The organism is Curtobacterium sp. RIT-PI-V (assembly GCF_025642935.1).
Taxonomy (GTDB): Bacteria; Actinomycetota; Actinomycetes; order Actinomycetales; family Microbacteriaceae; genus Curtobacterium.
Genome location: NZ_JANZKM010000032.1, coordinates 23,033 through 36,600, shown reverse-complemented (window position 1 = coordinate 36,600; position 13,568 = coordinate 23,033). Strand labels below are relative to the sequence as shown.

At 72.9% G+C, this 13,568-nt stretch carries 12 protein-coding genes; 8 read left to right on the top strand and 4 right to left on the bottom strand.

Annotated features, from left to right (window positions below):
• Nucleotides 1–4: 4 nt before the first annotated feature.
• Entirely contained in the window at nucleotides 5–778 is a 774-nt protein-coding gene (locus tag OGL88_RS15840) for an amino acid ABC transporter ATP-binding protein (protein ID WP_263092072.1), read from the bottom strand.
• A complete protein-coding gene (locus tag OGL88_RS15835) occupies nucleotides 778–1,953 on the bottom strand; it encodes an amino acid ABC transporter permease (protein ID WP_263092071.1) in 1,176 nt (391 codons plus the stop codon). Before OGL88_RS15835 ends, OGL88_RS15840 begins: the two co-directional genes overlap by 1 nt.
• Nucleotides 1,954–2,084: 131 nt before the next feature.
• Here OGL88_RS15835 and OGL88_RS15830 point away from each other — a divergent pair, with 131 nt between their 5' ends.
• The 4 genes from OGL88_RS15830 (at nucleotide 2,085) to OGL88_RS15815 (ending at nucleotide 6,420) form a co-directional block, all read left to right on the top strand.
• Nucleotides 2,085–2,336, top strand: a complete 252-nt coding sequence (locus tag OGL88_RS15830) for a DUF4287 domain-containing protein (RefSeq protein ID WP_263092070.1) — start codon at nucleotides 2,085–2,087, stop codon at nucleotides 2,334–2,336.
• A gap of 49 nt (nucleotides 2,337–2,385) precedes the next feature.
• Entirely contained in the window at nucleotides 2,386–3,354 is a 969-nt protein-coding gene (locus OGL88_RS15825) for a hypothetical protein (protein ID WP_263092069.1), read from the top strand.
• A gap of 76 nt (nucleotides 3,355–3,430) precedes the next feature.
• A complete protein-coding gene (locus tag OGL88_RS15820) occupies nucleotides 3,431–4,873 on the top strand; it encodes an alpha/beta fold hydrolase (protein ID WP_263092068.1) in 1,443 nt (480 codons plus the stop codon).
• Nucleotides 4,870–6,420, top strand: coding sequence for a GMC family oxidoreductase (locus OGL88_RS15815; RefSeq protein WP_263092067.1), 1,551 nt, complete (start codon nucleotides 4,870–4,872; stop codon nucleotides 6,418–6,420). The genes OGL88_RS15820 and OGL88_RS15815 overlap by 4 nt, the downstream gene beginning before the upstream one ends.
• A 47-nt stretch (nucleotides 6,421–6,467) precedes the next feature.
• Here OGL88_RS15815 and OGL88_RS15810 read toward each other — a convergent pair whose 3' ends face one another.
• Nucleotides 6,468–7,034 (bottom strand): GIY-YIG nuclease family protein, encoded by a 567-nt coding sequence (locus OGL88_RS15810; protein ID WP_263092066.1) that lies wholly within the window; start codon nucleotides 7,032–7,034, stop codon nucleotides 6,468–6,470.
• A gap of 191 nt (nucleotides 7,035–7,225) precedes the next feature.
• Nucleotides 7,226–8,071, bottom strand: coding sequence for a siderophore-interacting protein (locus OGL88_RS15805; protein WP_263092065.1), 846 nt, complete (start codon nucleotides 8,069–8,071; stop codon nucleotides 7,226–7,228).
• Between the two features lie 58 nt (nucleotides 8,072–8,129).
• On the opposite strand from OGL88_RS15805, the gene OGL88_RS15800 reads away from it, so the two are divergent.
• The 4 genes from OGL88_RS15800 (at nucleotide 8,130) to OGL88_RS15785 (ending at nucleotide 13,524) form a co-directional block, all read left to right on the top strand.
• On the top strand, nucleotides 8,130–8,813 hold the full coding sequence (locus tag OGL88_RS15800) for a biliverdin-producing heme oxygenase (protein ID WP_263092064.1): 684 nt from the start codon (nucleotides 8,130–8,132) through the stop codon (nucleotides 8,811–8,813).
• Nucleotides 8,810–9,103, top strand: a complete 294-nt coding sequence (locus OGL88_RS15795) for a DUF2470 domain-containing protein (RefSeq protein ID WP_240347285.1) — start codon at nucleotides 8,810–8,812, stop codon at nucleotides 9,101–9,103. The genes OGL88_RS15800 and OGL88_RS15795 overlap by 4 nt, the downstream gene beginning before the upstream one ends.
• Before the next feature lie 225 nt (nucleotides 9,104–9,328).
• Complete coding sequence (locus tag OGL88_RS15790; protein ID WP_263092063.1) at nucleotides 9,329–11,986, top strand: phosphoenolpyruvate carboxylase; 2,658 nt, start codon at nucleotides 9,329–9,331, stop codon at nucleotides 11,984–11,986.
• A 329-nt stretch (nucleotides 11,987–12,315) separates the two neighbouring features.
• Nucleotides 12,316–13,524, top strand: a complete 1,209-nt coding sequence (locus tag OGL88_RS15785) for a multidrug effflux MFS transporter (protein WP_263092062.1) — start codon at nucleotides 12,316–12,318, stop codon at nucleotides 13,522–13,524.
• Nucleotides 13,525–13,568: the final 44 nt, after the last annotated feature.

The following is a 13,568-nucleotide window of genomic DNA, read 5'->3' as shown; positions in this document are numbered from 1 at the left end:
GCGTCTAGCGGACGCGGGACAGGAAGTCCCGCGTGCGAGCGTGCTGCGGATCGTCGAGCACCTGGGCGGGGGAGCCCTGCTCGACGACGCGGCCGTGGTCGAGGAACACGACGTGGTCGGCGACCTCGCGGGCGAAGGCGATCTCGTGAGTGACGATGACGAGCGTGGTGCCCGTGTCCGCCAACCCCCGGATGACGCCGAGCACCTCGCCCACGAGCTCCGGGTCGAGCGCCGAGGTCGGTTCGTCGAGCAGGACGACCGACGGCTCGAGCGCCAGTGCCCGCGCGATGGCCACGCGCTGCTGCTGCCCGCCGGAGAGCTGCCGCGGCCGGGTGTCGGCGCGGTCGCCGAGCCCGACGCGCTCGAGCAGGGCCGCCGCACGGGCATGCGCCGCCGCACGAGGGACCCCGGCGGCGATCGGTCCCTCGGCCACGTTCTCGAGCGCGGTCAGGTGCGGGAACAGGTTGAAGTGCTGGAACACGAAGCCGATCCGCGACCGCTGCCGCAGGATCAGGCGTTCGGGCAGTTCCTTGTAGCGGGGGACCCCGTCGCGCCCGGTCCGGAGCCGGACACCGATCGTCTCGCCACCGACCGTGACCACGCCGCGGTCGAGCGGTTCGAGGTGGTTGATCGCGCGCAGCAGCGTGGACTTGCCGGACCCGGAGGGGCCGAGCACCACGGTGACGCTCCCGGACGGCAACGACAGGTCGACGCCGTCGACGACGACCGTGTCGCCGAACGCCTTGACGGCTCCCTGGATGCTGATCGCTGCGCTCATCAGATGGTCCTGTCGTCGATGGTGGAACCGGGGCCGGATGCGACCCCGCGCGCGGCGGAGGCGGCCTGCCGGGCGTGATCCGGGCCTCCAGGTCGTCCAGACCCACGTCCGGAACCGCGACGCACGGCGGCCCGCACCCGCTGGAACGGCGTGGGCGGCAACGCCCGGACCGAGCCGCGGGCGGTCCACCGCTCGACGTAGTACTGCACGACCGAGACCGCGCTGGTGAGCGCGAGGTACCAGAGCGTGGCGACGACGAGCAGCGGGATGATGTCGGTCGGGTAGGTGCTGGACAGGTTCTGCACCACGCCGAACAGGTCGAGCAGCGACACGTAGAACAGCAGCGACGACGCCTTGAGCAGCCCGACGACCTGGTTCACGAACGCCGGCACGATCGACCGCAGTGCCTGCGGCAGGATCACCCGCACGAACTGGCGGCGTCGGGGGAGGCCGAGGGCCTGCGCGGCCTCGTGCTGGCCGTGGTCGACGGCGAGCACGCCGGCGCGGACGATCTCGGACGCGTAGGCGATCTCGCTCAGGCTCAGGCCGATCACTCCGATGGCCAGGTCGCCGAGGACGTTTGCCGTGGTGACCTCGACCTGCGGCCCGAACGGGATCCCGATGCCGATCGTCGGGTACAGCGACCCGAGGTTGTACAGGAAGACGAGCACGAGGATGAGCGGCACGGAGCGGAACAGCCAGACGTACCCCCACGCCAGCCCGGACAGCACCGGGTTGCGCGAGAGCCGGGCGATCGCGACGACGATGCCGCCGGTGAAGCTGATGACCGCGCTGAGCGCCGTCGCGACGAGTGTGAGCTGCAGGCCGGTCAGGATCGCCGGGCTGAACAGCCACTTCCCGACGGCCGGCCAGCCCCACGACTCGTTCGTGAACAGCGTCTCGACGAAGTTCAGGAGCACCACCAGCACGACGGCCGCGGCGATCCAGCGCAGCGGGTGCCGCAACGGGAGGACGGGCCGGTCGAGCGCGGCGCGTCCGGCGGCGTCGACGGTCGCGTCGGTGCCGTCGGTCCCGTCGGTCGCGCCGGCCGGCCGGGAGGCCCGTGGTGCGCCCGGCGTTCCGGCCGCGTGGTCGACGCCGGCCGCGTCGACCCCGTCGGTGCCGGCGACGGCACTGGTCGCGTCGCGGGGCAGTCCCGTTCTGGTGTCGGTCATGTCGCGACCGTAGAAGGGTCGCGGTCCCTGGACAACGCACCGTGCAACACACCGCTACGGGGCGGAACGCGGCGTCACAGTCGCCGCGCGCATGACGTTCCGTGACGCCGGCTGCGCAGTACTGTTCTGCCATGACAGCGCACCGCGTGACCGCTCCGGCGTCCCCGGCGGACGGCAGCAAGCCGAAGGGGCCGGCGTCGTACTTCCCGAGCATCGAGAAGACATACGGCCGCCCGGTCCAGGAGTGGCTCGACCTGGTCGCCGAGCGGCTCGACGACCACCCGCACATGCAGGTGGTGGCCTGGTTGAAGACCGAGCACGGGCTCGGCCACGGCCACGCGAACGCGCTCGTCGCCTACGCGAAGCAGGCCCTGGCAGGTTGAGCGCACCCCGGGTTCCCGCAGTGTCGGTGGCGGTGCCTAGCGTGTGGACGTGGCCGAACCCGTCGACGCGTGGTGGCGCCGCCGACAGTGGTCGCGCGGCGAGGCCGTCCCGTACGCCGTCGGACAGTTCCGCGCCGACTGGGCGCCGTACCCGGTGCTCATCCGGCAGTACCACCCGGACTGGAACCACGGCGTCGTCCTGACCCAGGTCCCGCCGGCGGCCGAGGTCCTGCTGACGTGGGAGTGCGACGTCGGCCACGTCTTCGTCGCCACGCCGGCCGAACAGCGGTCCCGACCGGGTCGTGAACGCCGGCGCTCGGTGTGGTGTCCGGAGTGCGCGGTGCAGGCGCAGCCCCAGCGCTGGCCGGTCCTGCCGTCCGACTGGCCGTCGCAGGTGCCGGTCCCGCAGCGGGTCGTCCGGGCCACCGGTCGCCAGACCCTGCCGGCAGCGCCCTCCCGCGGGACCCCGGCGGGTGCCGTCGCCTCGAGCCGCACCCGCACACGTCGACCGGTGCCGGGGACGCCGCGACGCCCGAGCCAGCCGGTGCCCCGCACGATCTGCCCGAAGACCCCGCGGCTGCCCTCGGGCGAGTCCTTCACGAGCGTCTGCGCCCCGGCGACGGCGTCCGCGGTCGAGGCCGAGCTGCGTACGGCGCTGTCCGACCGGTTCGCGTTCACCTACGACCACTCCGCGATCCGCCTCGACCGGCCGTTCTTCGACCACGCCGAGGTCTGGCCGGACATCATCCTGCCCGAGCTGCGCGTCGCGATCGAGTACGACTCGACCGGCCGCCACGGCCTCGAGCACGTCGGCCCGCGGCAGGACACCGACCGCAGGAAGGACCGCGCCGTCCGCGCCGTCGGCTGGGAGGTCGTCCGCATCCGCACCGGACGCCTGCCGGCGCTGGGGCCGTACGACCTGCAGGTGTCCGGCATCTCCGGCCGCACGGTCGACCGGCTCGCCGACACCCTGCGGCAGATCCGTGGCGACCTCTTCGTGGACGCGTACGCACGGTGACCGGACGGGGGACAAGATCGACCGACGGGGTACACGCCGCCTGGGTCCGTCGCGGAGCGACCGGTAGGCAAGAGGAGTGACCCCTGCGTTCTGCCTCCACGCGCTGGGGGCGAGCTCCGAGGAGTTCGCCCTGCTCCGCCGCGCCCTGATCCGTGACGACCTCGAACTCATCGGCATCGACCTGCCCGGTTTCGGCCGCAGCCCGGCGTCGTCCGGCACCACCGTCGAGGAGATGGCGGTGCTCGTCGAGCGCGCGATCGGCGCGAGCGGCGCGAGCGAGTGGGTGCTGGTCGGTCACTCCATGGGCGGCAAGGTCGCCACGGTCGTCGCGGACCGCACGATGTCCGGCGCGAACGGCCTGTTCGGGTTGCGTGCCGTGGTGCTGCTCGCAGCCTCGCCGCTGGCGCCCGAACCGATGGACGACGACCGCCGCGCCGCGATGCTGTCCTGGGCGGCGGACGGCCCGATCAGCGCGGCCCACGCCGCCGAGTTCGTCGACGCGAACACCGCGTCCACCCTGGCGCCCGAGCGGCACACGACTGCCGTGCAGGACGTCGAGCGCGCCGATCCCGGCGCGTGGACGGCGTGGCTCACGCGCGGCAGCCGCGAGGACTGGTCCGACGCAGCCCCGAACCCCGTGCCGGCGCTCGTGCTCGCCGGTGCCGAGGACGGCGACCTCGACGCCGAGGCACAGCGTCGCCTGACGCTGCCGCACTGGCCCGACTCGGAGCTCCACGTCGTCGAGGGAGCTGCCCACCTGCTGCCGTGGGAGCAGCCCGAGGCGGTGGCGGACCGCATCCGCGACTTCTGGACCCGCCGGTTCACCGGGGCTCCCGTGGTCCCGGTGGAGCTCGCGCGCGTGATCGCCTCGCCGCGGGTCAGCGCGCGCATGCGCTCCCTGTTGGCGGCCCGCGCGCTGCCCGACGACCCGACCGCCGAGCCGCGAGCGCTCACCGCCCGGCAACTGCAGACCCTTCGTGCGATCGCGCGGATCGTCGTGCCGCAGCCGGGCGACGGTCAGGTCGATCTCGCCCTGCGCGTCGACGACCAGCTCGCCGCGGGGCTCGGTGACGGATGGCGCGTCGACGGCATGCCCACCGACCTCGAGGCGTACCGGGCCGCGCTCGACGTGCTGGCCGGCCCGGCGCAGGACGGCGTGCTCGACAGCGCCCTGCAGGACGTGGCAGCCGGACGGTACCGCGCCGACGGTGTGCGGGGTGCCGGACACGACGACGTGATGGACGCCGTGATGGACGCCGAGCAGCTGCGCGCCTGGTACGAGGACGCCAGCGTCGACCTCGTGAAGCACTGGCTCGCGCACCCGGCGACGATGGCGGCGATCGACTTCGACGGCTTCGCGAACGGGGGAGACGACGTCCGCAAGCAGGGCTTCCAGTTGCTCGCCGCCGACCAGCGCGAGGCCTGGGAACCAGCGGCGCCCGACCGCCGCGAGCGCACCCGCGACGACACACACGACGACACCCACGACGGCACCACGACGACGGAAGCAGCACGATGAGACTCGACGGACAGCGCACCTACGGCAACGACGACGTCGTCGACGTGGTGGTCGTCGGTACCGGAGCCGGCGGAGCGCCCCTGCTGGCCTCCCTGGCACGACGCGGCCTGCGGGTCGTCGCCCTCGAGGCCGGTCGCAACACCGAGCCGGGCGACCACGTGCCCGACGAGGTCGCCGCCCCGGGGGACATCAACTGGATGGACGAGCGGCTGAGCGGCGGCGGTGCCCCGACGGCGTTCGGCCCGAACAACAGCGGCACCGGGGTGGGTGGTTCGACGCTGCACTGGGGTGCGTTCACACCGCGCCCGAGCGAGCACGACCTGCGCCTGCGCTCCGAGAGCGGCCAGGGTGAGGACTGGCCGATCAGCCACGCCGAGCTCACCGGCTGGATCGAGCAGGTCGAGCACGACGTCGGGGTCGCCGGACCCGAGCACTACCCGTGGGACCCGTCGCGCCGTTACCGGATGCGTCCGCCGGCGCGCAACGCCTCCTCGGACATGATGATGCGCGGGGCCGCGGCCACCGGCATCACCGCGACCGACGCCCCCGTCGGCCTGACCACCGAGGACCGCCACCAGGAGCACCACGGCCTCCGGCACGCCTGCGTCTCCTGCGGCTCCTGCCACCAGGGCTGCCGCAACGGCGCGAAGGTCTCGATGGACACCACCTACCTGCCTGCGGCGGTGGCGTTCGGCGCTGAGATCCGGCCGGACTCGTTCGTGCACGGCATCGAACTCGACGCCGCCGGCGAGGTCAACGCCGTGCTGTACACCCACGACGGCCGCGAGCACCGGCAGCGCTGCCGTGCCCTCGTGCTCGCCGCCGGCGGCATCGAGACCCCGCGCCTGCTGCTGCACACCGGGCTCGCGAACGGCAACGACCAGGTCGGCCGGAACTTCACCGCGCACGGCGCCACCCAGGTCTGGGCACGGTTCGACGAGTCGATGCGGTCCTACCGCGGCTACCCGTCGTCGATCATCACCGAGGACTTCGTCCGCCCCGCCGACGCGGACTTCGCCGGCGGGTACCTGATCCAGAGCCTCGGCGTGCAGCCGCAGACCTTCGCCAACACGCTCGTCCGTGGTGGCGGCCTGCGCGGCGCCGAGCTCGTGCGGGCGCTCCAGGACTACCCGCACTCGGCGGGCGTCGGCATCAACGCCGAGTGCCTGCCCTACGACGACAACCGGCTGGTCCTCGCGGACGAGGTCGACGAGCACGGCGTGCCACGCGCCCGGGTCTCGTTCACCCCGGGCGCGAACGAGGACGCCATCCGCCGCCACGCGGTCCGCACGATGACGACCATCGTCGAGGCCGCCGGAGGCAAGGACATCCGGGTCCTCGAGCGCACCGCGCACACCATCGGCACGGCCCGCATGGGCGCGGACCGCGAGACCTCGGTCGTCGACCCCGACGGCCGCTCGTGGGAGGTCCCGAACCTGTGGATCGCCGACAACTCGGTGTTCCCGAGCGCCGTCATCGCGAACCCCGCGCTGACGATCATGGCGCTGTCCCTGCGCACCGCCGACCGGATGCTCCGCGCGGCCTGACCGGCGTGGGCGGGCCGGCGGCGCGGAAGCGCTCCGGCCCGCCCCGCTCAGCCGCGCAGGGCGAGCGCCTCGCTCGTCCACCGGGCATGCAGGTCCCACGGGTCGTCCACACCGGCGGCGACGGCATCGACGTGCGCGAGCAGCTCCGGCGTCGCCCGGAACCACTCGGTGCCCGGGTACCGGGTGGCCGCGAACTGCGCGTGCCGCCGACGTTCGAGCGACCGGTCGCCCCGCTCGAACGCCAGGAGGTCCTGGTGCGGGATCGCTGCCAGCCGCTGCTTCGGGTTCATCGTCGTGCCGATCTTCACCCGGTCGCCGAAGTCGTCGCGCATCCGCAGGTAGTACACGACGTCGACCCGCGGGGGAGCGAGGTCACCGTCGGGCACGTCGCCCCACCGCCACTCGCACCGTGCGCAGACGAACGCCGTCGGGAACCGCACCCCGACGCGGGATCCGCACACCGAGCACGGCCCCGGCAGGGCGTCCTCGACACCGACGCGCTCAGCCGCGAACTCGGTCACCAGCGTGACGTGCGTCGCACACAGGGGCACGCCCGCGAGTGCGTCCGCAGCGGGGCGAGCACAACCCGGCACGCAGCACGACGAGGTGACCATGTCCCGAACGCTAGCCGGACCCACCGACGTGCCCCGGGCCTCCCGTCCGTCCTGCGCACCGTGCGCACCCGCGCCGGACCGGTGCGTACCTGCCGAAACCGGGCGTACCTGGTCGGTTGGAACGACCAGGTACGCCCGTTTCCGCTTCCCATCGCAACCGCTCTGGGAAGAACCATGCAGGCCGAGACCCGTCAGTCGGTGAAGATCACGCCGACCGGCTCGCGCTTCTCCTCCTGGAACTGGTCCTCACCGCGGCCGAGCGCCCAGTAGGCCGACAGCGACATCTCGCGCTTCTCGAGCCCCCAGTCGTCCTGCAGCAGCCGACGGATCGCCTTCATCGCGGTCCGCTCGCCGTGTGCGAACACCTGGACCGGCCGGGAGGCACGGGGCAGCGCCCGGGCCGCGTCCAGCAGGAGCGTGCCCGGCTGGGCGCCGGTGGCGTCGCGGTGCAGCCACCGCAGGTCGACCCCCGCCGGGTGCGCGATCTCCTGCTCGTCGGCCGGCCCGGCGACCTCGACCAGGGCGACGCCCGTGGCGGTGTCGGACATGGACTCCAGCGCGGCACCGATGGCCGGCAGGGCGCTGTCGTCGCCGAGCAGGACGTGCGTGACGTCCGGGTCGTCGGCGGGCGCGTAGCCACCGCCGGGACCGGACAGGGCGAGCTTGTCGCCGGGCTGCGCGGCTGCGGCCCAGGGCCCGGCGAGGCCGTCGTCGCCGTGCACGACGAAGTCGACGGCGATCGTCCGCGCGGTGTGGTCGACGGCCCGCACCGTGTACGTGCGGCGAGCCGGCCGGTCCTGCTTCGGCAGCGTCTCGCGCAGTTCCTCGAGGTCGTACGGGGGTTCGAGGCCGAGCGACGGCTTGGCGAGCAGGAGCTTGACGTACTTGTCGGTGGCGGCCAGCTTGTCCGGGTCGGCGGTGCCCACGAAGTCGTCGAAGGCCGGTCCGCCGAGGTGGACGCGCACCATGTGCGGCGACAGTCGCTCGGTGCGGCCGACGACGAAGACGTGCTGGGGGCGTTTGGGCTTGGAGCTCATCGGTACGAGCGTCCTCTCTCCTGCTTGACGTTTGTCGAACTAAGGTTAGCCTTACCTCATGGACACGACCGTCATCCCGTTCTCCGAGCTGCTGCGCAAGCGCACGCGTCGCTCGCACGGTTCCTCGGCCGGGAACGGCTTCATGCACGACCTACTCGGCGGGAAGTGCGACGTCGCCGACTACGCGGCGTTGCTCGGACAGTACTCGTTCGTCTACGACGCCCTCGAACGTGCGGCCGAACGGATGGCGGACCACCCGGTGGCGGCGCCGTTCGTCACGTCGCAGCTCACCCGGATGCCGGCGATCCGTGCCGACCTCGAGTACCTGATCGGCCCGGACTGGTCCGAGCTGGTCTGCCCGCTCCCCGCCACGACGGCGTACGTGCGACGGCTCAACGAGGTCGCGGCCGAGTGGCCGGGCGGCTTCGTCGCGCACCACTACACGCGGTACCTCGGCGACCTGTCCGGCGGGCAGATGATCGGTCGGATGCTCTCCGACCAGTTCGGCTTCGACACGAACGGCGTCCTGTTCTACATCTTCGACCAGGTCGCGGACCCGAGTGCCTTCAAGGACACGTACCGCGCGCAGCTCGACGCGGCGCCGTGGACGGCCGACGAGCAGGAGCGGGTCATCGCCGAGGTCGAACTGGCGTACTCGCTCAACAACGGCCTGCTCGAGGGGCTCGATGCCCGGCGTCGTCCGGTCACCGACGGGGTCGGCGACGTGGCGGTGACCGCGTGACCGAGCCGTTCGACGACGAGGCGCGCCGCGCGGTCCTCCGGCACATGAACGCCGACCACACGGCCGACAACCTGACGATCGTCCGCGCGAACGGGGCCGCGACCGCCGTGGCCGCGACGATGACCGAGATCGATGCGATCGCCGGCGTCTGGCTCGCCCGGCTCGACGACGGCGACGAGGAACAGGTCATCGTGCCCTGGACGTCGCCGCTGACCGACCGCCGTTCGGCGCGGGTGCAGATCGTCGAGGTCCACTCCGCCGCGCAGGCCCAGCTCGCCGAACCGAGCTGAACCGAGCCGATCCGCGCCGACCACAGACCCGCCGGGATCGCGGACCGCGTCGCAACTGCAGGGGTGCTCCCGCCACGCGTCGCGATCCCGGCGTCCTCCGTGCGCGCTCGCGCCCCGCGCGCCCTGCCCGCTGATCCGTCCGGACGGTCGACGTCACGGGTGGCCGCGGGCCGATACGCTGCTCGGAGCCGGGACGGTGTTCCCGGACGACCCCGAAAGGACCCCATGACGGCGATCGACGGATCGGCGCGCCATGAGCGCGCTCGGGACGACGTCAGCGGCGCGGTCGACAGTGACCTGCGCGCCGACGTGCGCTACCTCGGCAACCTGCTCGGCCGGGTGCTGCGCGAGAACGGTGGCGACGAGCTGCTGCGTGACGTGGAGTCGCTGCGTGCGGCCGTGATCGACGCCTACGAGGGCGACCACGCCGAGGGTGCTGCCCGCGCGCAGACCCTCGTGTCCGCGATGTCGGCCGAGCGCGCCGAAGCGGTGGCGCAGGCCTTCACGACGTACTTCCACCTCACGAACCTGGCCGAGGAGCACCACCGCGTGCGGGTGCTCCGGCTGCGCGGCGACGACGGCGGCCTGGCCGGTGACTCGTTCCCGGCGACCTACGCAGAACTCGTGGCCGAGGTCGGCGAGGCCGAGGCGGCCGAGCGACTCCGGACGCTGCGGTTCCACCCGGTGCTGACCGCACACCCGACCGAGGCCCGCCGTCGTGCCGTGACCACGGGCGTGCGGCGCATCACGGACCTCATCGACGAGCGCGACCGCTCGAAGAACGCCACGGCGCGTGCCGAGAACGAGCGACGGCTGCTCGAGGAGATCACGACGCTCCTGCGCACCTCGCCGCTCCGCACGACCCGCCCGACCCCGCTCGACGAGGTCCGCACCGCCATGAGCGTCTTCGACCAGACGCTGTTCGAGATCGTCCCGCAGGTCTACCGCCTGCTCGACGACCGGCTGCAGGGCGACGACGCCGGACGTGCACCGGTGACGGCGCCCGCGTTCGTGCGGTTCGGCACCTGGATCGGTGGCGACCGCGACGGCAACCCGCACGTGACCGCCGACATCACGCGTCAGGCTGCGGAGATCGCCGCCGAGCACATCCTGATCGGGCTCACCCGTGCCACCACCCGCATCGGCAGCGCCCTGACCCTCGACGCGAGCGACACCCCGGCCGACGCCGGACTCACCGCGCTCGTGGCCGCGCAGGAGTCGCTCGACCCGGGCATCGCCGAGCGCATCGGCGTCCGCGCCCCGAACGAGACCCACCGCCGTGCGCTCCTCTTCACCGCCGCGCGCATCGACGCCACCCGCCAGGGCACGACGCCGCTCGCGTACGACGGCCCGGACGCCCTGCTCGCCGACCTCCGGACGATCCAGGCGTCGCTCGTCGCCGCCGGCGCGATCCGTCCGGCGAACGGCGAGCTGCAGAACCTCATCTGGCAGGTCGAGACCTTCGGGTTCCACCTGGCCGAGCTCGAGGTCCGGCAGCACTCGCAGGTGCACCGCACGGCCCTGGCGGAGATCCGGGCCGGTGGCGCGCTCAGCGAGACCACCGAAGAGGTCCTGGCGGTCTTCCGGACCATCGCCGAACTGCAGGACCGTTACGGGGTCCGTGCCGCCAGCCGGTACATCGTGTCCTTCACGCAGTCGGCGGCGGACCTGGCGAACGTGCACGAGCTCGCCGTCGCAGCACTCGGCTCGCCCGAGGCCGCGCCGGTGCTCGACGTCATCCCGCTGTTCGAGACCTTCGCCGACCTGCACGCCAGCGTCGACATCCTCGACGAGGCCGTCCGCACCGAGACGTTCCAGCGTCGACTGGCCGCGACCGGCCGTCGGCTCGAGGTCATGCTCGGCTACTCGGACTCGTCCAAGGACGTCGGTCCGGTCTCCGCGAACCTGGCGCTCTACGACGCCCAGGCCCGCATCGCCGACTGGGCGCGGGACAACGAGGTCGAGCTCACCCTGTTCCACGGCCGCGGCGGTTCGCTCGGCCGCGGCGGCGGCCCGGCCAACGAGGCCGTCCTCGCGCAGCCGCCGGGATCGATCGACGGTCGCCTGAAGCTCACCGAGCAGGGCGAGGTCATCTTCGCGCAGTACGGCGACCAGGACATCGCGGCCCGTCACCTCGAGCAGATGGCCTCGGCCACCCTGTTCGCGTCGTCGCCGTCGAACGAGGCGCGCACGGCCGCTGCGGCCACCCGGTTCGCCGACCTCGCGCAGCAGCTGGACGACGTCTCGCGCGTCGCGTTCTACGAGCTGGTCAAGGCGGACGGGTTCGCTCCGTGGTTCGCACGGGTCACCCCGATGGAGGAGATCGGGCTGCTCCCGCTGGGCTCCCGCCCGGCCCGCCGGGGGCTGTCGGTCGAGTCGCTCGAGGACCTCCGGGCAATCCCGTGGGTGTTCTCGTGGACCCAGGCGCGGATCAACCTGGCCGGCTGGTACGGGCTCGGCTCCGCCCTCGAGGCCGTCGGTGACGTCGACGTCCTGCGTGCCGCGTACGCCGAGTGGCCATTGTTCGGCGCGATGATCAAGAACGTCGAGATGTCGCTCGCGAAGACCGACGAGCACATCGCCCGCCGGTACCTCGAGCTCGCCGACCGCGACGACCTCGCCGCCAAGGTGCTCGACGAGATGACGCGGACCCGTGACTGGGTGCTGCGGATCTCGGGTGGCAGCGACGTGCTCGAGGACCGTCCGGTCCTGGCCCGGGCCGTGCGCCTGCGCAGCCCCTACGTCGACGCCCTGTCGCACCTGCAGCTCCGCGCGCTCCGGTCCATCCGGACGACGGGCAGCACCGACCCGACCGACGCCGACCACCGGCTGCTCCTCCTCACCGTGAACGGGATCGCCGCCGGCCTGCAGAACACCGGCTGACGCTGGCCCCACCTGGCCCGGCCGCACCCGCCGAGTGGTCACGAACGGTCGGCTCCGTCGTCGCCGCGCGACCGGTCGCGACCACTCGACGGACGTGAGCGGCGTGCCGTGACCGCTCGCCGTGGGGGACGGGAGGCCCGGTGCCAGCTGGCACCGGGCCTCCCGTCCGTCTCCGCGCACGTCCCGAGCCGCGCCCCCGAGAGGTCACGAAGTGTCGGCCGCGCGGTTGCCGCGCGACAGTTCCTGACCCCTCGGCGGACGTGAGCGGGGTGTGAGGACCACCCCGGTTCCCCCGTCGAATCGATTCGGGTGCGCGTAGCGTGTCGGTCGTGACGACGGAGCGCACCCGGAAGCCGACCACGACCACCCTGCCGCCGATCGTGCCGCTGGCCCTCATCGTCGGGGTGTCGCCGTTCGCGACGGACATGTACATCCCGGCGCTGCCGCAGATCGCCCACGACCTCGGCACGACCCCCGGTGCCGTGCAGCTGTCGCTCACGGCGTTCCTCGTCGCCTTCGCGGTCGGGCAGTTGCTCGTCGGACCCGTCAGCGACGGGGTCGGTCGGCGACCGATGCTCGTCGTCGGAACCGCGGTCTTCGCGCTCGCCTCGGTCGGGTGCGCCCTCGCGCCGGACGTCGTCACGCTCGTCCTCGCCCGCATCGCCCAGGGACTCGGCGGAGCGGCCGGAGCGGTCGCCGGCCGGGCGATGGTGTCGGACGTGGCGAGCGGGACCCGGATGGCGAAGGTCTTCGGCACGCTCGCCGCGATCAACGCGATCGGCCCCGTCGTGGCACCGCTGGCCGGAGGCGCCGTGCTGGCGTTCGGCACGTGGCGGATCATGTTCGTCGTGCTCGCGGTGCTCGGCGCGCTGTTCTTCGCGATGGTGGTGCTGCGGTTCCGCGAGACCCTGCCGCAGGAGCGACGCGGGGGCGTGGGCTTCGCCGCGAACGGTCGACGCATCCGCGAATTGCTGGCGATCCCGCGGTTCCGTGCCTACGTCCTGAGCGGGGTGCTCTCCACCGTCGGGTTCTTCGCGTACATCGCGACGAGCTCGTTCGTGTTCCAGACCCAGTTCGGCTTCTCCGAGGGCATGTACACACTGGTCTTCGCCACGAACGCCTCGATGATGATCGTCACCACGCTGGTGTTCGGCCGGGTCGTCGGACGGTTCTCCGAGGACTCCCTGCTCACCGTCGGACTGCTCGTCGGCACCGCTGGCGCGGCGGCGGTCCTCGTCTCGGCGCTGCTCGGCCTCGGTCCGGTGCCGGTCTGGTGCGCGCTCGCGGTCGTCACGGGCGCGTGGGGCTTCGTCCTGCCCGCGGCGATGACCCGGACGCAGCACGTCGGGGCGGCGCACCCGGGGACGGCGGCGGCCCTGCAGGGCGGCCTGACGTTCGGCATCGGCGGCCTCGGGACACCGCTCGCCGGCGCGCTCGGCGGGACCGCACTGGCGATGGGCGGGGTCATGGCGGCACTCATGACTGCAGCCGTCGTGGTGCAGGTCACCGCGACGCGTCGGGATCGCAGCGGGACCTGACGCGGCGGAGCCGGTAGGTTGCTGGTTGCAAGGTGCACCGATCA